The organism is Stutzerimonas stutzeri (genome assembly GCF_013522825.1).
GTDB classification, from domain to species: domain Bacteria; phylum Pseudomonadota; class Gammaproteobacteria; order Pseudomonadales; family Pseudomonadaceae; genus Stutzerimonas; species Stutzerimonas stutzeri_AK.
Genome location: NZ_JAAMQZ010000002.1, coordinates 91129 through 110109 on the forward strand (window position 1 = coordinate 91129; position 18981 = coordinate 110109).

Annotated in this window: 15 protein-coding genes; 2 read left to right on the forward strand and 13 right to left on the reverse strand. The window is 62.3% G+C overall.

Annotation, left to right across the window (positions count from 1 at the left end; all coding sequences use genetic code 11):
- Nucleotides 1–92: 92 nt before the first annotated feature.
- Entirely contained in the window at nt 93–1937 is a 1845-nt protein-coding gene (mobH, locus tag G7020_RS01975; RefSeq protein ID WP_028690951.1) for a MobH family relaxase, read from the forward strand.
- A gap of 80 nt (nt 1938–2017) precedes the next feature.
- Here mobH and G7020_RS01980 read toward each other — a convergent pair whose 3' ends face one another.
- The 12 genes from G7020_RS01980 to G7020_RS02035 all read right to left on the reverse strand — a co-directional run bounded on the left by G7020_RS01980 (nt 2018) and on the right by G7020_RS02035 (nt 15791).
- Nucleotides 2018–4669, reverse strand: coding sequence for an excinuclease ABC subunit UvrA (locus G7020_RS01980; RefSeq protein ID WP_028690950.1), 2652 nt, complete (start codon nt 4667–4669; stop codon nt 2018–2020).
- A gap of 25 nt (nt 4670–4694) precedes the next feature.
- Entirely contained in the window at nt 4695–6560 is a 1866-nt protein-coding gene (nhaA, locus tag G7020_RS01985; RefSeq protein WP_028690949.1) for a Na+/H+ antiporter NhaA, read from the reverse strand.
- A gap of 60 nt (nt 6561–6620) precedes the next feature.
- Nucleotides 6621–7934: a replication-associated recombination protein A gene (locus G7020_RS01990; RefSeq protein ID WP_028690948.1), complete on the reverse strand. Its 1314-nt coding sequence runs from the start codon at nt 7932–7934 to the stop codon at nt 6621–6623.
- A gap of 51 nt (nt 7935–7985) precedes the next feature.
- Nucleotides 7986–9293 (reverse strand): NAD(P)/FAD-dependent oxidoreductase, encoded by a 1308-nt coding sequence (locus tag G7020_RS01995; RefSeq protein WP_028690947.1) that lies wholly within the window; start codon nt 9291–9293, stop codon nt 7986–7988.
- Between the two features lie 18 nt (nt 9294–9311).
- Entirely contained in the window at nt 9312–10142 is an 831-nt protein-coding gene (gene fghA / locus G7020_RS02000; protein WP_023464790.1) for an S-formylglutathione hydrolase, read from the reverse strand.
- Between the two features lie 58 nt (nt 10143–10200).
- Nucleotides 10201–11535 carry a DUF3422 family protein gene (locus G7020_RS02005; protein WP_023464791.1) on the reverse strand — a complete coding sequence of 445 codons (1335 nt, stop codon included), beginning with the start codon at nt 11533–11535 and terminating at the stop codon, nt 10201–10203.
- A 182-nt stretch (nt 11536–11717) separates the two neighbouring features.
- Nucleotides 11718–12116: a VOC family protein gene (locus tag G7020_RS02010; RefSeq protein WP_023103885.1), complete on the reverse strand. Its 399-nt coding sequence runs from the start codon at nt 12114–12116 to the stop codon at nt 11718–11720.
- 43 nt (nt 12117–12159) lie between these two features.
- Nucleotides 12160–13269, reverse strand: coding sequence for an S-(hydroxymethyl)glutathione dehydrogenase/class III alcohol dehydrogenase (locus tag G7020_RS02015; protein ID WP_011871467.1), 1110 nt, complete (start codon nt 13267–13269; stop codon nt 12160–12162).
- 59 nt (nt 13270–13328) lie between these two features.
- Nucleotides 13329–13604, reverse strand: coding sequence for a formaldehyde-responsive transcriptional repressor FrmR (frmR, locus tag G7020_RS02020; protein ID WP_007182548.1), 276 nt, complete (start codon nt 13602–13604; stop codon nt 13329–13331).
- 282 nt (nt 13605–13886) lie between these two features.
- On the reverse strand, nt 13887–14777 hold the full coding sequence (locus tag G7020_RS02025; RefSeq protein ID WP_028690945.1) for a carbon-nitrogen hydrolase family protein: 891 nt from the start codon (nt 14775–14777) through the stop codon (nt 13887–13889).
- Complete coding sequence (locus tag G7020_RS02030) at nt 14774–15382, reverse strand: GNAT family N-acetyltransferase (RefSeq protein ID WP_028690944.1); 609 nt, start codon at nt 15380–15382, stop codon at nt 14774–14776. Before G7020_RS02030 ends, G7020_RS02025 begins: the two co-directional genes overlap by 4 nt.
- Nucleotide 15383: 1 nt before the next feature.
- Nucleotides 15384–15791 (reverse strand): ketosteroid isomerase-related protein, encoded by a 408-nt coding sequence (locus G7020_RS02035; RefSeq protein ID WP_023103882.1) that lies wholly within the window; start codon nt 15789–15791, stop codon nt 15384–15386.
- 154 nt (nt 15792–15945) lie between these two features.
- Between G7020_RS02035 and G7020_RS02040 the strand changes: the two genes are divergently transcribed.
- Nucleotides 15946–16851: a LysR family transcriptional regulator gene (locus G7020_RS02040; RefSeq protein WP_023103881.1), complete on the forward strand. Its 906-nt coding sequence runs from the start codon at nt 15946–15948 to the stop codon at nt 16849–16851.
- Between the two features lie 150 nt (nt 16852–17001).
- Here G7020_RS02040 and uvrB read toward each other — a convergent pair whose 3' ends face one another.
- On the reverse strand, nt 17002–18978 hold the full coding sequence (uvrB, locus tag G7020_RS02045) for an excinuclease ABC subunit UvrB (protein WP_028690943.1): 1977 nt from the start codon (nt 18976–18978) through the stop codon (nt 17002–17004).
- Between the last annotated feature and the right edge of the window lie 3 nt (nt 18979–18981).

Consider the following 18981-nt stretch of genomic DNA (forward strand, 5'->3'; position numbering starts at 1 on the left):
CCGAAATGGCAAGGGAATGGGGTGCAAGGGGAAAGGCCCTACCTCGAAAAGGCCAAAAGGCCTCCCGGTCGGCCCGTCATCAGGACACCCACATGCTTTCCCTGTTCCAGCGAAAACGGCCCCCGGTCGCTGCCGCACCGACGCCACCACCCGTCACCGCCCTCCCGAAAGGGCTGCTGCGTCCTGAGTCGGCCGCATCGCTGCTGGCCACCCCACGCCGGCAGAAGCTGCTGGAGCACATCTGGCAGCGTACCTCGCTCTCGCGTAGGCAATTCGCCACCCTGTATCGCACGCCCCTGGAACGCTATGCCGAACTGGTCCAGGCCTTCCCGGCCTCCGAGGCGCATCACCATGCCTACCCGGGCGGCATGCTCGACCACGGCCTGGAGATCGTCGCCTACAGCCTGAAACTGCGGCAGTCCCATCTGCTGCCCATCGGTGCCAGTCCCGAAGACCAGGCGGCCCAGTCCGAAGCCTGGACCGCCGCCGTTGCCTATGCTGCGCTGCTCCACGATATTGGCAAGATCGCCGTCGATCTACACGTCGAACTGGCCGACGGCAGTACTTGGCATCCGTGGCATGGCCCGCTGCACCAGGCGTACCGATTTCGCTACCGTGACGACCGCGAATACCGCCTGCACAGCGCCGCAACAGGCTTGCTCTATCGCCAACTGCTCGACCGCCACGTCCTGGACTGGCTCAGCGACTATCCGGCTCTCTGGGCACCGCTGCTCTATGTGCTGGCCGGTCAGTACGAACATGCCGGTGTACTGGGGGAACTCGTCGTGCAAGCAGACCGGGCGTCGGTGGCCCAGGAGCTGGGCGGCGATCCGGCGCGCGCCATGGCCGCGCCCAAGCACGCACTGCAACGCAAGCTGCTGGACGGGTTGCGCTACCTGCTCAAGGAACAGTTGAAGCTGAACCAGCCGGAAGCCTCCGATGGCTGGCTCACCGAGGATGGTTTGTGGCTGGTGAGCAAGACGGTTTCGGACAAACTGCGCGCACACCTCCTGTCTCAGGGGATCGATGGCATTCCTGCGAACAACACCGCCGTGTTCAATGTGCTGCAGGACCACGGCATGCTGCAGCCCACACCGGACGGCAAGGCGGTCTGGCGCGCGACCGTGACCAGCACGACCGGCTGGTCCCATTCGTTCACCCTGTTGCGTCTCGCTCCCGCGCTGATCTGGGAGTCTGGCGAGCGACCAGCACCTTTCGCGGGCACGGTAGAGATCGACGCGACGCCCGCGGAAAACGACGCCAGCATGTCGGCTCCCGCGCCTACCGTCTCGGTGAACCCAGCGCAGGGAGGTCAAGAGCCTCCGATTTGGGAGGGCGACAGCACCACCATCGTTTCACCGCCCGCAGCCCAGCCCGTGCCCGACGTCATGGAGGATTTGCTCGCGATGGTGGGCTTGGGTGAGTCGGCCGGCGTTGGCCAGGATGCCGAGGAGTTCCTCCACACCCCCGCGCCAGCAACAGCCGCGACGTCCATTCCATCGCCTGCACCTGCACCCGCGCCTACGCCTGGGTCATCGGCAACGAAGCCATCCGGGGAACAGTTCATGGTTTGGCTGAAGCAGGGAATCGCCTCACGACGGCTCATCATCAACGACGCGAAGGCACTCGTGCATACGGTGAATGACACGGCCTACCTGGTCAGCCCGGGTGTGTTCCAACGCTATGCGCAGGAGCATCCCGAAGTGGCCGCACTCGCCAAGCAGGAGAGTCAACAGGATTGGCAGTGGGTGCAGAAGCGCTTCGAGAAGCTGCAGCTACATCGAAAGCAGCCCAATGGCCTGAACATTTGGACCTGTGAAGTCACGGGCCCGAGGAAGTCCCGCCGACTGCATGGCTACCTCCTCGAAGATGGGTCCTTGGCACTCGCCGAAATACCGCCCAACAATCCCTATCTTGCTCTGACTCAGGAAGGATGACGCGATTCGGGCATTGATCGCCACCGTCGTGTGGCGACGATCAATGCCCCGCGAAAACTGGCAACATTTGGCGAACTGAGCTACTCGGCCCGCGCCAACTCCTGTGCAAGGAACGGAGCGGTTCTGCTGCCAGACGTTCGGGCCACCTGCTGAGGGGAGCCCGCCACCACGATGCTGCCGCCGGCAGCGCCTGCACCAGGCCCCACGTCGATCACCCAATCGGCCTGGGCCACCGCGCGCATATCGTGTTCGATCATCACTACGGTATTGCCGGCATCGACCAGGCGCTGCAACTGCACCAGCAGCCGGTCGGCGTCCGACGCATGCAGCCCGGTAGTCGGCTCGTCGAGCACGTACAGGCTTCGGCCGCGCTGGCTGCGCTGAAGCTCGGTCGCCAGCTTGATACGCTGCGCCTCGCCACCGGAAAGCTCGGTGGCCGGTTGCCCCAGGCGCAGGTAGCCCAGTCCGATATCGCGCAGCAGTTGCAGTGGCCTTGCCACAGCGTCTTCACCCGCGAAGAATTCGCTGGCTTCGTCCACGGTCATCTGCAGCACCTCGGCGATGTTGCGCCCGTTCCATTGCACCTTCAGCGTGGCCTCGTTGTAGCGTGCGCCATGGCACGTCGGGCACGGCGCGTACACGCTGGGCATGAACAGCAGTTCCACGCTGACGAAGCCCTCGCCCTCGCAGGTCTCGCAGCGCCCCTTGGCGACGTTGAACGAGAACCGTCCGGCATCGTAGCGGCGGCGTCGCGCATCGGGCGTGGCAGCGAACAGCTTGCGCACATGGTCGAACAGGCCCGTGTAGGTGGCTAGGTTCGACCGCGGCGTGCGCCCGATCGGTTTCTGGTCCACCTGCACCAGACGCTGTACGGCGTCCACGTCGCCCGCCAGATGGCCGCCGGTCGCTTCGATCACTGCCGGCCCTTCGCTGGTGGCGCTTTCGGCTACATCGTCTTCCGGCTCGTGGCCCAGGTGCAGCAGCACCAGCTCCGGCAGGGCCTGCGCGACGAGGCTGGACTTGCCCGAGCCGGAGATGCCGGTGACGGCCGTCAGCACGCCCAGCGGAATGCGTGCGTCCACGCCATGCAGGTTGTGGCGGTGGACGCCCTGCAGCTCCAGCCAGCCGATCGCTTCGCGTGCCCGGCTCCCCGGCGCGGGGATCTCGTCGAACAGGTAACGGGCGGTGCGCGATTCGGCAATCTTGCGCAGGCCATCCGGCTCGCCACTGTAGAGCACGCGGCCGCCACGCTCCCCGGCATCCGGCCCGACATCCACTAGCCATTGCGCGCGGCGCATCAGTTCCAGGTCGTGCTCCACCACGAACACCGAGTTGCCTGCGTCGCGCAGCCGATCGAGTGCGTCGTACAGGGCCTGGCTGTCGGAGGGGTGCAGCCCCGCCGAGGGCTCGTCGAGCACGTACACGACGCCGAACAGCAGGGAACTCAATTGCGTAGCCAGCCGCAGGCGTTGCAACTCGCCAGCCGAAAGCGTCGGCGTGGCCCGGTCCAGCGTCAGGTAGCCCAAGCCCAGCCCGCGCAGTTGGCGCAGGCGTGCCATCACGCCACCGGCCAGGCGCTGCGCGGCGAGGCGCTTTTCTTCCGACAGCGCGGAGGTGCGGCGCACGTCGGGCGATACCGCGTGTACGGCACGACCGGAGGCCGCGCGTTGGGCACGGTCGCGCCGGGTCGCTTCCTTGTCCGTAGCCGCCCCCGCTGCATGGGCGCGGAAATCACCCTGGGCAATGGGTTCGAGCAAGGCCGCCAACTGGTCCAGCGGCATCTGCATGAACGCGCCGATGTCCACGCCGGCGAAGGTGACCGACAACGCCTCGGGCTTGAGCCGCTTGCCGTGGCAGGTGGGGCACGGCTTGCCCTCCATGAACCGGGACACGCGCTTTCTCATCAGCGCGCTCTGGGTGTTGGCAAAGGTGTGCAGCACATACCGGCGAGCACCGGTGAAGGTGCCCATGTAGCTCGGCTCCATCTTGCGCTTGAGCGCGGCGCGGGTCTCGGCGGGCGTGAAGCCGGCGTACACCGGCACCGTCGGTGTTTCCTCGGTGAACAGAATCCAGTCGCGATCCTTCTTCGGCAGGTCCTTCCACGGTCGGTCAACGTCGTAGCCCATGCTGACCAGGATGTCGCGCAGGTTCTGGCCTTGCCAGGCGGGGGGCCAGGAGGCGATCGCCCGCTCGCGGATGCTCAGGGAGGGATCGGGCACCATGATGGCCTCGGTCACCTCGTACACATGGCCCAGGCCGTGGCAGGTCGGGCACGCTCCCTGCGGCGTGTTGGGCGAAAAATCCTCGGCGTACAGCATCGGCTGGTTGGCTGGGTAGGCGCCGGCGCGCGAATACATCATCCGCACCAGGCTGGACAGGGTGGTCACACTGCCCACGGAGGAACGCGCGTTGCTGGAGCCACGCTGCTGCTGCAGCGCCACCGCCGGCGGGAGGCCGTCGATCGCATCGACGTCGGGCACGCCGGCCTGGTCGATCAATCGCCGCGCATAGGGGGCCACCGACTCGAAGTAACGTCGCTGAGCCTCGGCATAGATGGTGCCGAAGGCCAGCGAGGACTTCCCGGAGCCGGAGACTCCCGAGAACACCACGAGCGCGTTACGCGGGATGGAAACGTCCACCTCTTTGAGGTTGTTCTCGCGCGCCCCGCGCACCTGCACGAGGCCGCTGGCCGCAGCGGTACAAGAGGATTCACCGAAAGAATTGTTTGGCATGTTCTTATCCTGTAGTTCGTCCCGCTCAGGACGGGACTTCCTGAGTTCGTGGGCCGCGGCGACTGGCTTCGAGCGCCGCGGTGACAGTGCGGGCGTCGTAGCTGCCGCGCAGACGACGACCCTCGACGAAGAACGTCGGCGTGGCGTGCGCACCGCTGGCGACCGCACTGGCGAGGTCGCGCTCGACACGCTCGATCACCGCGGTGCTGTCGAGATCCGCGATGAACCGTTCGACGTCGAGCCCAAGCTCGGCGGCGTAGCCGATCAGATGCTCGCGCTCCAGCGCATGCTGACGGGTGAACACGAAGTCCAGCCACGGCCAGAACATCCCCTGGTTCGCCGCTGCCTCGGACGCCCGCGCGGCGATCGGCCCGTGCGGGTGGTGCGGCAGATGGCGCACCACATACCGCAGGTCGTCCCCGAAGTGGGCACGCAGATCGTCCCAAGAACCGGTCGCGTGCGCACAGTACGCGCACTCGAAGTCCACGTACTCGACGAGTGTGAGCTGGGCGTCCTCCGGCCCGCGGATGTGATCGATCTCCGGATCGACCGGTGGCTCAAGCACCATCGGCAGGTCAGCGGTCTTCTCACCCCACCGCTTGGCGGCGACCTTGAAGATCAGCCACCCGAGCAACGTGGCGAACACCATCGACACGAGCACGCCGACCGTCGCCTGGCGGCCCAGGTCGGAGGTCGTGCCGAACGCGAGCCCGATGATCAGCAGCGACACGGTGAAGCCGATCCCGGACAGTGCCGCACCACCGAACACGCTCCCCACCCCGACGCCCTCGGGCAGCCGGCCCAGGCCGAGACGGACGGCGACGAGCGTGATGAGCCCGATGCCCACGAGCTTGCCGAGCACGAGCCCTGCGATGACGCCCCACGTGACTGGCGAGCCGAAGGCCTCGGCGAGCAGCCCGCCACGCACGTCCACTCCGGCGTTCGCCAAGGCGAACACCGGCACGATCAGCAGCGCCGTCGGCAGCCGCAGGAACTCGTGCAATCGCTCGTTCACCGAGATACCCCGGGACAGCCCGCAGTCCACCGCGCGGGCCGATGCGGCACTCGGAGACTGCCAGAAGTCGCGGAACAGTTGTTTTGCCGCGACGACCTTGTGACGTTGCGTCGCGTAGGCGGGGATCAGCAGCCCCGCGGCCATCCCGGCGAGAGAGGCATGGATGCCGGAGTACACGGTTGCGAGCCACAGCACGATCACGATCAGCACATACGGCATTGCCCGCCACTGGCGGGTGCGCCCTAGCCACCACAACGCAACGAGACTGGCGAGGGCGATCAACAACGGGACGATCCGAATCTCCTCGCTATAGACGATGCCGATGATGGACACGGCGAGGAAGTCATCGACCACGGTCAGGGTGAGCAGGAACACGCGCAACTGACCGGATAGCCGCGGGCCGACGATCGCCAGGGTGCCCAGCATGAATGCCGTATCGGTGCCGACCACCGCCCCCCACCCGTGCAGGCCTTCACTTCCGGCCAGCCCCACGATCAGGACATACACCAGCGCGGGAAGCACGACACCTGCGACACCCGCGATCAGAGCGAGACGGGCACGGCTGCGGTCCCTGAGCGATCCGTGGGCGAACTCCTGACGCACCTCCAGGCCGATCAGGAAGAAGAAGACCACCATCAGGCCGTCGTTGACCCAGTGATGCAGATCCATGTGCATGCCCAGCGGCCCGAAGTCAAACCCGACGTCCAGGTGCCACAACGCGAAATAGGCATCGGATAGCGGCGAGTTCGCCCACGCCAGCGCCACGACCGTGACGATCACCAGCAGCACCGCAGCACCAGACTCCGTGCGCAGATAGCGGGCAACGCGTCCCCGGCTGATATTCGCCGAGGATGCACCGAAAGAAGTGGCTGACATGTTCTTATCCTGTTCCTGTAGTTCGTGAAGTCGCGATGAGCCGGTTTCGGAGGCGACCGGTCAGGCGTCCGCCTCTGGCAGCGTCCCATCATCCAGCGAGCGCAGCCAAGTAAGCCTTTCTCCCAGCCTGCGCTCAACACCTCTGTCCGTTGGCTGATACCAGCCCGGCCGCGCCACGCCCTCGGGAAAGTAGCTTTGCCCAGCGGCATAGCCGTTGGGCTCGTCATGGGCATAGCGGTAGCCTTCGTGATACCCCATCTGCTGCATCAGCTTCGTCGGCGCATTGCGAAGATGGAGAGGCACAGGCAGGGAGCCGCTGTTCTTGACGAAGGCCTTCGCCTTGTTCCAGGCGGCATAGGCAGCGTTCGACTTGGGGGCGGCAGCAAGGTAGGTCGCCGCGTGGGCAATCGGTATTTCGCCTTCGGGGGAACCCAGCCTCTCATAAGCCAGCGCGGCATTGAGCGCCAGTTGCAGCGCCTGCGGGTCGGCATTGCCGATGTCTTCGCTGGCCACCACGATCATGCGGCGCGTCACCTGGCTGACGTCGCCGCTGCCGTCGAGGATGCGGGCCAGCCAGTACAGGGCCGCGTCGGGGTCGGAGCCCCGCAGCGACTTGTGGAAGGCGGAGAGCTGCCAGTAGAACTCGTCGCCGCCCTTGTCGAACCTGCGCAGTGATGGGCTGGTGGACAGTTTGGCAAACTCGCCATCGACCACGGCCTTGCCCGCGCCCGACGCAGCATTCGTCACCTGCTCAAGCAGATTGAGGAAGCGCCTGCCATCGCCATCGGCAAAGCCCTTGAGCAGATCCAGCGCGTCCGCGTCCAACGTGACGCCCTGGAGATGCGGCAGTGCGCGTTCGTAGAGCTGGTTCAGTTCGTCGCCGGACAGCGGTTCGAGGGTATAGACCTGCGCGCGTGAGAGCAGAGCGGAATTGACCGCCAGCCCCGGATGCTCGGTCGTTCCCCCCACCAGGGTCAGGAGCCCCGACTCGACATGGGGCAGTAGGGCATCCTGCTGCGCCTTGTTGAAGCGATGGATCTCATCGACGAAAAGCACCGTCGATCGACCATGGTTGCCCAGTTCTGCCTGGGCCTCGTCGATGGCTTGCCGGATGTCCTTCACCCCGGCAAGCACGGCCGAGATGGCGATGAATCGGCTGTCGGTCGCACTGGCGGCCAGGCGCCCCAGGGTGGTCTTGCCCACGCCTGGCGGCCCCCAGAGGATGAACGAGTGCAACTTGCCCGCCTCGAACGCGAGACGAAGCGGCTTGCCGGGGCCGAGCAAGTGCCGTTGCCCGACGAATTCATCCAGCGTCTTGGGCCGCAGGAGTTCGGCCAAGGGAGGCTTGGGCTTTGTCGTGAATAGATCGGTCAAGTTCCTCTCCCTGGTATTTCTGATAGTTGACGTTCCGATAAGGTGTGCACCTCAATCCAGAGAGCCGGATTTATCCAACGCCGTGGGCTCTTTGTCGCTAATCGCATGCATGATGATGCGAGAGCCGCGGTAGCCGATGCTATGGTTCCATACCCAGCTCAACGCGACGCTGAGACGATTTCGCGTACCGATCAGAAAGTAGATATGCGCGAGCTTCCAGATCCACCACGCAAAGGCTCCACGCAGCTTAACCCGCCCCATGTCAATTACGGCCAGGCTGCGGCCGATGGTGGCCAGGTTCCCCTGATGCCGGTATTTGAAAGGCCCGTCAGCGGGCTTGCCTTTCAAACGCCGTCCAATGAGGTTGGCGACGTACTTGCCTTGCTGTTTGGCGGCGGGGGCGATGCCCGGTACGGGCTTCCCATCAGCCATGGTGCACGAGGCGGTATCGCCGATGGCGAAGACCTCCGGGCGACCGGCCACCGTCAGGTCGGGACCAACGACCACTCGACCCGCACGATCAGACGCAGCACCCAACCAGCGAGCCGCGGGAGACGCCTGGACGCCGGCGGCCCAAACGATGGTCTTGGCCGAAAGAGGCTTGCCGCCATACACCACGCCGTCGGCCGAGCATTCGGTGACCGGCGTACCCAGCACGACCTCGACCCCGAGCTTTTCGAGTGCCTGGCGCGTATAGGCCGAAAGATCCTCTGGAAAGACGGACAACAGACGCGGGCCCGCCTCGATCAGTACAACCCGGGACGTGCTCGGGTCGATCGAGCGGAAGTCACGCGCCAGCGTGTCTCGTGCAAGCTCGGCGATGGTCCCGGCCAATTCAACCCCGGTGGGACCACCACCGATGATGACGAACGTCTGCAGCGCGGCACGCTGCTGAGGATCGCTCGTGCGCTCGGCCTCCTCGAAAGCCGCGAGGATTCGGCCTCGAATGGTCGTGGCATCTTCCAGCGTCTTCAACCCCGGCGCGAAAGCCCCCCATTCGTCGTGTCCGAAATAGGCATGGGTAGCACCTGTCGCGAGTACGAGCGTGTCGTAGGTTTGGCGCGAGCCATTGTTGAGAATGACCTGACGCGCGTCCTGGTCGATACCTTCCACTTCCGCCATCAAGGTGTTCACTTCCGGGCGATTTCGGAATAGATAGCGAATAGGCCAGGCGATCTCGGATGTCGAGAGAGATGCCCCTGCGACCTGGTAAAGCAGCGGCTGGAACAGGTGATGATTGCGCCGGTCGATGATCGTCACATCGACCTCGGCACCAGCAAGCTGGTTGGCAACCTCGATCCCGCCGAAGCCCGCTCCGATAATGACGACGTGATGTCGGTTTTTGGAGGTCTTTGTCATGACCTGATCTCCTCTCTCTCAGCGTTTCAGCGCCGATGCGTGGTGTGCCATATGCTCGCCAATGAAACTGGCAATGAAGTAGTAGCTGTGGTCGTAGCCTGGGCGCAGATTCAACGTGAGCGGGTGCCCCGTCTCGTCGCAGGCCTTGCGCAGCAGATCGGGCTGAAGCTGACTCTCCAGGAACTCGTCGCCCAAACCCTGATCCACCAGCAGCGGCAGACGCTCCTGCACGGTGCGAATCAGCTCCACGGTGTCGTACTGCTTCCACGCCTCCCGGTCGCTGCCCAGGTACGCCTCGAAGGCCTTGTGTCCCCAGGGAACCTGGGTGGGCGCGACGATGGGCGAGAAGGCCGAGACGCTTCGATAACGGCCCGGGTTGCGCAGGGCGATGACCAGAGCACCGTGTCCCCCCATGGAATGGCCGCTGATGCTCCGCTCCGCTGTCACGGGAAAGTGGGCCTCGATCAGCGCCGGTAGTTCCTGCACCACGTAGTCATACATCCGATGATTCGCAGCCCAGGGTTCCTGCGTGGCGTTGACGTAGAAACCTGCCCCCTGTCCGAGGTCATAGGCGGGATCGTCGGCAACGCCTTCGCCGCGAGCGCTGCTATCGGGCGCGACGACGGCAATGCCATGTTCGGCTGCGTAGCGCTGGACGGCGGACTTGGTGATGAAGTTCTGCTCGGTGCAGGTGAGGCCTGAAAGCCAGTACAGCACCGGCACCTTGCCGTGCTGTGCCTGCGGAGGCAGATAGACGCCGACTTTCATCGTGCAACCGAGCGTCGTGGATTCATGCTGATAAACGTCCTGCCAACCATCAAAGCTGGCGTGATGTTCGATGCGTTCCATGGTGTTCTCCTATGTTCAAAGGAACGGCGCAGCTCTCGCGCGCCAGGACGGCAGCTCGTCAGGAAGATTTCTCTTCCGCTGCCGTGTCGCCGTGGGCGTGTCTGATCCTGCGCACGATCCACCAGATCGTCAGCATCACCGCAGGCACCAGAACCGCCATCACCGGCGCCACGCTGTCGTGAACCATCGGAATGCCCTTGAGCAAATAGCCGAGAAGACTCACGACGTAATAAGAAATTGCCGCGACCGACAGGCCTTCGACGGTTTGCTGAAGGCGCAATTGCATCTTGGCCCGGTTGTTCATCGACGCAAGCAGATCGCGGTTCTGGCGTTCAAGCTCGACGTCGATCCAGGAACGCAGCAACGCGATGGCCCGGGTCAGCTTGTCGGAGAGCTTGGTCTGGCGCTCCTTTACGGATTGGCATGTCCGCATGGCGGGAGCGATGCGACGCTGCAGGAAATCCGCCCAGGTGCAGTACCCGGATACGGCCTCTTCCGAAAGCGCTGCCAGCCTTTCCTCGACGATCTCGTAGTAGGCACGGCTGGCGCCGAAGCGATAGAGATTCGCCGCAACGCCAGCTTCCAGCTCGGCAGCCAGGCCGGTCAATTCGGACAGCAGCACGTCGCTGTCGCGCCGTTCCACCAAGCTCGTACACATCTCGTCGGTGATCGCCGCAAGGCGCGACTCCATGCGTCGCAGTTCCGACGTCATCGATCGTGTCAACGGCAGGGACAGCAACGCCAAGGTGCGGTAAGTCTCGATCTCCAGCAGACGTTGAGCCAGCGCACCCGCCCGCGCCGGGGTCAAATCGCGGGCCAGGACGAGGATCTGCGTCAGGCCATCCTCATCCTGTCGAAAGTCGGTCAGGATGGCGGCAGAGCCGTTCTCCACCAGCGAGTAGCACAGGCTGGCAGGATCGAAGCGATCGACCTCCTTCTCCGTTTCCGGCGTCCACGGAAGAAGTCTCAAACGGATGCCGGATACGACCGGGCCGGGAGGAACAAATCCATGCTTGAACGGATTTTCGCCGCACGGCTCTCCCGTCTCGGAATCCAGCGAAGCGCACCAGAGATACGTCGAGAACTCGGTGTGCTTTTCGCAGTGCAGGTCTCCTTCATCCCATGTCACGCCGTGGAGCGGCGTAGTATGGTCGGGTTCGGCAACGCCGAAGCGATGAGACAACTCGCTCATCGCCATCTGATCCCTGGCCTGGTCGCCTTCGGTCATGAAAGCGAGCTGCAATATGCCGCGGGGGGCCTGAATCAAGAGATGCGGGCGCGCGTGCACTTCACCCACGGCGGCAGCACGATCGGTATAGGCCGGCATGCCGTACACGGTGGCGGTCGGGGTGGGTTGTACGGTCGTCGTATTGATGTTGGCCGGCTCTTTCATAACGACCTCATTTCTTCTTGGTTGAAAAACACGCTTCAAAGCAAATGCCCGCAGCCATGCGTTTCGCACATGGCTGCGGGCCGATCTTCATGAGCGGGCACCGCTCTACACGGTCCGTCTAATAGGCTCGCCGTGTAGAGGCTTGTGCTGGCCCTTTCAGAACGCCCTCAGCTTCCTAGCTTTCAGACGAAGGTGTACGAGCAAACCTTGTTGCCCGCCGGATCACGCAGGTAGGCCGCATAGGCACCCGGCAGGTGGCCACGCGGGCCAGGCTGGCCCTCGTCGGTGCCGCCTGCGGCAAGGCCGGCGGCGTGGAAGGCATCCACTTCGGCGGGAGTGGCGGCCGCAAAGCCGACCGTCACGCCGTTGCTGGAAGGCGCTTCACCATTGCCCGGACGGGCGATGATGAAAGCCGGCTTTTCGCGACCGAAAAGCACCCATCCGTTGCCGAAAGGACCGAGGTTCTTGATGCCGAGAGCACCCAGAGCGGCGTCATAGAACGCGGCCGACTTCTGGACGTCGGCGGCGCCGATGAAGACGTGCGAGAAGATGCCGTCGCCGGAAATGACAGGATTGGACATGGTTAATTTCCTTGGTGGTTGGTGTTGAATGGATAGTGAGTGATCAGTAGTGGATCACCGTGCGAATCGACTTGCCTTCATGCATCAGGTCGAAGGCGTGGTTGATCTCGTCGAGACCCATGGTGTGAGTGACGAACGGGGCGAGATCGATCTCGCCTTTCATTGCGTCTTCCACCATGCCCGGGAGTTGGGTGCGCCCCTTGACCCCGCCGAAAGCCGACCCCTTCCAGGTCCGGCCGGTGACCAACTGGAACGGACGGGTCGAGATTTCCTTGCCGGCCCCGGCGACGCCGATGACGATCGACTGGCCCCAGCCGCGGTGGGCAGCTTCCAGAGCCGAACGCATCACGTTGACGTTGCCGATGCACTCGAAGGTGTGATCGACACCCCAGCCAGTCATCTCGATCAGAACCTCGTGAATCGGCTTGTCGAAGTCCTTCGGGTTGAGACATTCGGTCGCGCCGAAGGTACGAGCCAGTTCGAACTTCGCCGGATTGGTATCGATGGCGATGATGCGGCCCGCTTTGGCCTGGCGTGCACCTTGAATCGCAGCGAGACCGATGCCGCCGAGGCCGAAGATGGCCACCGAGTCGCCGGGCTGTACCTTGGCCGTGTTGTGCACGGCGCCGATGCCGGTGGTCACGCCGCAGCCCAGCAGGCAGACGTGCTCGGGGTTGGCGTCCGGGTTGATCTTGGCCAGCGAGACTTCGGCGACGACCGTGTATTCGCTGAAGGTCGAGCAGCCCATGTAGTGGTAAAGCGGCTGACCGTTGTACGAGAAGCGAGTCGTACCATCGGGCATCAGCCCCTTGCCCTGGGTTGCGCGAACCGCGACACACAGGTTGGTCTTGCCGGACTTGCAGAACAGGCACTCGCCGCATTCGGCGGTGTAGAGCGGAATGACGTGATCGCCAGGCTTCACGCTGGTCACACCTTCACCCACCTCCACGACGATACCCGCACCTTCATGACCCAGCACGACCGGGAAGAGACCTTCGGGGTCGTCGCCCGACAGGGTGAAGGCGTCGGTATGGCAAACGCCGGTATTCGTGATCTTGATGAGCACCTCGCCCTTGCGCGGCGGCTCGACGTCGATCTCGACGATTTCCAGCGGCTTTCCTGGCCCGAAGGCAACTGCTGCACGTGATTTCATGATGTCGCTTCCTTTACTAGCTAACTAAATTTGCCCTCACCGAGGGCACCCTGGTGCCTCTATCGCAGATAGGAGCGGACGATAGAGATGGTCTCGTCAATGGACTTGTTCTGCGAATCGCTCCTGATTTCGCTACTGGGAAATTCTTCCCGCAGATAGCTCTCCAGAACGGTTGCCATCAATCCGTTGACTGCCCCACGAACGGCCGCAAGCTGCTGAAGAATTGCAGGGCATTCCGCACCTGCATCAAGCGCTTGCTCAAGAGTCGCTACCTGACCTTTGATGCGCCGGATGCGCGTCAGTGCTTGCTTCTTTTCTTCCGGACTGTGTGGCATCGAACACCTCTCTACTTGGGTACACCGCCGCATTATACAATACTCCCCCATAGTATATGCGGCCGAACTTTGCCACAAATTCTGTGCTCTTCGAGCACTCTTACAGGCTAGTACAGGTTTGTTCCCAAGAAGCGCAAAACATTCAAATCAATGAATATTTCTTGCATGTATCGACAGCATCGGGGCAAGTTCAAAACTGGTCAAACTGGAAAAATCTATGCGCAGATAGATATGACCTATCTAAGCCGACTCATCGAGTTGAAGCTATCAAGATGAGACCGGCTAGGCGACCTGATGACCCGAGTGTCGAGCTTTCCGCAGTGCAGGCAACATCTGTCCGTCCCAGTCACGATCGACCGCAACCTGGGCCTGTTCTTGGTTTCGTTCGAGTGCTTCAACGTCAAGATCACCGATCGCCCATGTCTGCGTGCCGCAAGTAGTCGCGAGAATGCCATCCTCGGGGAATCCACGATCCATGGGTGCATAGATCGTGGCCTCGCCAGTGTTCGTGTCCAGCGCCGGACTCCAGTCAGCAGCTCCGGTCGTCACGGCCTGTGCGACGAACATCCGGTTCTCCAGTGCCCGCGCCATGCAGCCCACACGAACCCGGGTTGCACCTGCCCTCGTGTCCGTACAGCTCGGGACCAACAGCAGGCGTGCACCCGCCTCTCGCTGGGCTCGCACGGGCAATGGAAACTCACTGTCGTAGCAGACAGCGATGCCGGCACGCACGCCATTCAGGTCGAACACTTTGAGTTCGTCGCCCCCCTCGATGACGCCAGTGTCTTTCTCGAACCCCGTCAACTGCAATTTGTCCTGGTAGTCACGCGTGCCGTCCGGCGCAAACCACCACGCCCGGTTGCGATAGCGATCCGGTCCAACCCGGGTCAAGAACGTACCGGCCTGAATGGTCATGCGCAGCTCGCGCGCCAGGTCGGTGTACAGGGCCAGCCACGCAGGCTGCAAGGCCTGCAGCGCGGCCAGCGAGGCGTTGAAATCCTGGCGGATGCCAGGCTCGAACATCGCAGCCAGTTCGAGGGACAGATATTCTGGCAACACGGCCAGTTCCGCTCCGGCACGGCTCGCCTCCTCCAGAACCCGCCGCTGCCGCGCTGCGAATGCCTCGAAGCCCGTGGGCTGACCCACTGCGTATTTCGCAACTGCTACTTTCATTTCGCGTTCTCCAGGGAGCGCAGCCACATCGTGAGCGTCTGCTCGGTTTCGCTCGGCTCACCCACCTGTTTCCAGGGCAGCGTAACCTTCATGTCCGACTGCCGCACGTAGCCACGACGGATCCAGAAGGGATCATTACTGCGGTAGTTGGAAGGACGCCGGGGATCGTCGTCTGCTCGATCCACCGACGCGAACGATGTCCACTGCATGCCGCCCAACGAACGGGCATGCGCTTCGCGTTCGTCAAAGAAGCGATGGCCCAGGCCAAGGCCCCGGAAGGCCGGGAGCAGGACTGATTCGCCGCAGTAAAACACTGCCTCCATCGGGATTCCTCGATCGGCGAACGGCACCTGGAAGGCCGGCTCCGCATCGCCGAGCGGCAATCCCGTGGACGCACCCACGACCACGTCATCAGCGAGCGCGAGTACCAGCAGGCTGTCTGCCGAACGGGCGTACATAGCGAGGTAGTGCTTCTCGTATTCGGTGTCGCCCTCGTACAGGTAAGGAAAGCTGCGGAAGACGCTCGCCCGCAGGCCTGCCACGGCATCGAACCATTCGGCAATGTCCGGACCACGATGAACCAGCACCTGCACGTCGCTGGTCATTTCAGGCGTCCCCTCCAACCTGTGCGATCCAGTCGCCGAGGTTGTAGTAGTTGGTGACACGAGCGATCTTGCCATCGCGGATCTCGAAGAACGCGCCGCCCGGCAGCACGTAGCGCTGGCCCTGGGCTTCCGGCAGCCCGTCGTCCGTGACCTTGTATTCGCCATGCACCACGTACTCCGCGCCTGCACACAGGCCGTCGGCGCTGACCATCACCACGATCCCGCGCAGTTGCTCGCCATAGCAGCGGTCCATGCGCTGCAGGAAGGCGCGGAAGGCTTCGCGACCGACCTCACGAGCGCCCTGGTTCAAGTCGTGCGCGACGTCATCGGTCAACATTGACAGCATGGCCTCGCGGTCACCGCGGTTGAAGGCGTCGTAGTAGGCAGTGATGAGAGTCGCAGCGTTCATTCGCGTTCCTTATTGGGTTGTTCGGAGCGGAGCATTCCGGGGTGTTGTCAGTCTGGGCAACCGCGCCTCCCTTGTATATGGAATTGTTGCGATTTTATAATTCCACAATCTGGAACAATCAACGAGCAGCGAAATCGGCCATAAGGCGTGCGTCATGAACAAGGAAATGGAACTACTGCGCATCTTTCGGGTGGCGGCCGAAAGCAGCAGTTTTCGCGATGCGGCCGTCCGGCTGGGGACTTCTCCGCAAGGTGTAACCCGTGCCATCCAGCAACTGGAGCAACACTACGGCGAGGTGTTGTTTCATCGAAGCACGCGCCAGGTGCGCATCACCGCCTTCGGCGAAGGGCTGCTAGACCAAGTGCGCCCCGCATTGGAGCGGTTCGAGGATCTGTGGCGAACGCCTGGCTCCGACCAGCAGGCCTCTCTGTCCGGTACGGTTCGCATCACCGCACCGCACAGCTTGGGCACCAGAGCGGTGCTACCGGCACTGGAGCGCGTGGCCGCGCGCCATCCCGGCATCACGCTGGATGTGCGCCTGTCCGATCGCATCAGCAATACGGTTGACGAAGGGATTGACGTCGGGATCAGGGTCGGATTCATGCGCGATAGCCGCTTCGTCGCACGCAAGGCCGCCGACATGAGACTCCCCATCGTTGCCGCTCCGCGCCTGATCAAGAAAGTGGGCGTACCTGCAAACATCGATGCGCTAAGCAGCCTGCCAGTTACCGTGGCCTTGGATATCAATACCGGCCGTCCCTGGCCTTGGCACTTCAAGGCGGGACGCCAGTGGACACCTACCGCACCCACTCTCGTCGCAGACAATGCCGACATGGAAATGGGAGCGGCGCTGGCCGGGATCGCGTTCGCGCAACTGGCGGACTACATGGCCGCCCCCTACATTGCCAGCGGGAAGCTCGTGCGAGTGCTGGAGAACGAAGAACCTCCGGCATGGGGGTTGTACGTCTATCGGCCTCAGCGTGGCCCCATTCCGGGAAGGGTTCGAGCGGTATTTGATGAAATGCTGGTCGCCGTTGGATCGTTGCCAGCTTTGCGCTGACACGTCGCAAGACGCTGTAGGGCACACACCTTGGAAAGCGGGGCACTGAGCCTCGGCGGCTCACCCCTCCGGTTGAATGATGAGCCGACCGTCTGCCCGCTTGCCCCAGGTGCAGATCGGTCGGCCATGCAACTCAATGCCGGCGAACGATTAGATGTAAATGAATTGCCGGTACAACCCATCCAACTGATGACGAATGTCTTCGACGCGCTGCTCGTCACCGGTATCGGTAAATTCGAGTAGCTGCTGTTCCTTGGCAGTGATCTGATCGCAAAGGTCGGACAAGTTCTCGCAGAAAGCCTCGGAATGAACGGTGGGCTCCTCCGTATTCGTCTCTTCCCCTGCTAGTTTTCGCACAGACGAGGCTGGAGAAATCCCATTTTCCTCGTTAAAGGCAATTTGAAGCTGCCTGCGCCTATTGGTCTCATCGATCGCCTGCTTCATCGCCGGCGTCACCGCGTCGGCGTACAAGATCGCCTTGCCGTTTTCATTCCGAGCGACTCGACCGATCATCTGAATGAGCGCATGGGCCGAACGCAAGAACCCTGCACGGTCTGCATCGAGAATGGCAACCAATGATGCCTCTGGAATATCCAGCCCTTCGCGCAAAAGACTAATCCCAATCAAAACATCGAACTCTCCTGCGCGCAGGCCATTGATGATCTCAACACGATCCTCCGCTTTTATGTCCGAATGCATGTAGCGCGCTCGAATCCCGTTGTCCGTCAAGAAATCCGTTAGCTCTTCTGCACTGACCTTCGTCAGCGTAGTCACAAGCACTCGATTCTTTCTCTTCACGCACTTCGATATTTCGGCAAGCAGGTCATCTATGTATCCATCCGCTTTCCGCACTTCAACCTTGGGGTCAAGCAGTCCCGTTGGCCTGATAACCTGTTCGACAACCCTGCCTTTCGACACCCTCAGCTCGTAGTCGCCCGGAGTAGCGGAAACAAAGATGGTCTGAGGCTTGACCTTCTCGAACTCGTCAAAGTTCAATGGCCGGTTGTTCTTCGATGAAGGCAAACGGAACCCGTAATCGATCAGCGTGTCCTTGCGCGCCTGATCCCCCCGGTACATTGCGGATATCTGTGGCACCATGACATGAGATTCATCGACGAACAGCAGCCCGTCTTTCGGCAAATAATCCAGCAACGTGATCGGAGGAGAAGCTGCGTCTCGGTCGCTGAAGTAGCAGGAATAATTCTCCATCCCCGAGCAATAGCCGACCTCGCGCATCATTTCCACGTCATGCGTGATCCGCTCGTACAGTCTGTTTGCCTCGACCAAGCGATTATTCCTGTTCAGCTCGGCAACCCGCTCTTCCATATCAGCGAGTATCTTTTTGGATGCAGAATCTATTTTGTTCGTGGGCGGTGCGAAAAGCGTTTTTGGCGAAACCAAATAATGGTCTATCTCTCCCAACGTCTTGCCAGTAACAGGGTCCATCCATTGGACAGACGCAACAGTGTCATCCAACAGTTCCACCCGAACCGCCCTGTACTCGGAATCAGCGGGGAAAATGTCAATCACATCACCTTGGACGCGGAACGTTGCACGCTTGAGCGTACGCTCCGTGCGATCATATTGCAGCAAAGCCAAGCGACGAATTAGCTCTCTCTGGTTTAGTTTGACCCCAGGGGACAGAGCGATCTGTAGCGCTCGATATGCATCTGGATCACCCAGGCCGTAGATTGAAGACACCGAAGCGACGACGATCACGTCACGACGCTCAATCAAGGATTTGGTCGTGGACAGGCGCAGGCGCTCAAGGTGGTCATTGATGGCCGAGTCCTTCGGTATGAAACGATCGGTGCCCGGCATATAGATCTCGGGCTGAAAATAGTCGTAATACGAAACGAAGTACTCGACCGCATTCTCAGGAAAGAAGTGCTTCATTTCACTATAGAGCTGCGCGGTCAACGTCTTGTTGGGAGCCAAGATCAACGTGGGCCGCTTCAGACGATGAATCACATTGGCCATGGTGAAGGTCTTACCTGAGCCGGTGATACCTTTCAGCGTCTGGTGCGTCGCACCTTCTTCTATGTCCGACAGCAGCCGCGCGATCGCCTCTGGCTGGTCCCCCGCCGGCGTATAGTTGGAGTGCAGAATAAACATACCGGTTGACATTAG

Excerpts from the sequence above, each read along its gene's own strand:
- fghA (WP_023464790.1), bottom strand. The coding sequence starts at position 10,142 with ATGGAACGCATCGAACATCACGCCAGCTTTGATGGTTGGCAGGACGTT.
- uvrB (WP_028690943.1), bottom strand. The coding sequence starts at position 18,978 with ATGTCAACCGGTATGTTTATTCTGCACTCCAACTATACGCCGGCGGGG.
- G7020_RS01995 (WP_028690947.1), bottom strand. The coding sequence starts at position 9,293 with ATGACAAAGACCTCCAAAAACCGACATCACGTCGTCATTATCGGAGCG.
- G7020_RS02035 (WP_023103882.1), bottom strand. The coding sequence starts at position 15,791 with ATGAACGCTGCGACTCTCATCACTGCCTACTACGACGCCTTCAACCGC.
- mobH (WP_028690951.1), top strand. The coding sequence starts at position 93 with ATGCTTTCCCTGTTCCAGCGAAAACGGCCCCCGGTCGCTGCCGCACCG.
- G7020_RS02005 (WP_023464791.1), bottom strand. The coding sequence starts at position 11,535 with ATGAAAGAGCCGGCCAACATCAATACGACGACCGTACAACCCACCCCG.
- G7020_RS02030 (WP_028690944.1), bottom strand. The coding sequence starts at position 15,382 with ATGACCAGCGACGTGCAGGTGCTGGTTCATCGTGGTCCGGACATTGCC.
- G7020_RS02025 (WP_028690945.1), bottom strand. The coding sequence starts at position 14,777 with ATGAAAGTAGCAGTTGCGAAATACGCAGTGGGTCAGCCCACGGGCTTC.
- G7020_RS02010 (WP_023103885.1), bottom strand. The coding sequence starts at position 12,116 with ATGTCCAATCCTGTCATTTCCGGCGACGGCATCTTCTCGCACGTCTTC.
- G7020_RS01980 (WP_028690950.1), bottom strand. The coding sequence starts at position 4,669 with ATGCCAAACAATTCTTTCGGTGAATCCTCTTGTACCGCTGCGGCCAGC.
- nhaA (WP_028690949.1), bottom strand. The coding sequence starts at position 6,560 with ATGTCAGCCACTTCTTTCGGTGCATCCTCGGCGAATATCAGCCGGGGA.
- G7020_RS02040 (WP_023103881.1), top strand. The coding sequence starts at position 15,946 with ATGAACAAGGAAATGGAACTACTGCGCATCTTTCGGGTGGCGGCCGAA.
- G7020_RS02015 (WP_011871467.1), bottom strand. The coding sequence starts at position 13,269 with ATGAAATCACGTGCAGCAGTTGCCTTCGGGCCAGGAAAGCCGCTGGAA.
- frmR (WP_007182548.1), bottom strand. The coding sequence starts at position 13,604 with ATGCCACACAGTCCGGAAGAAAAGAAGCAAGCACTGACGCGCATCCGG.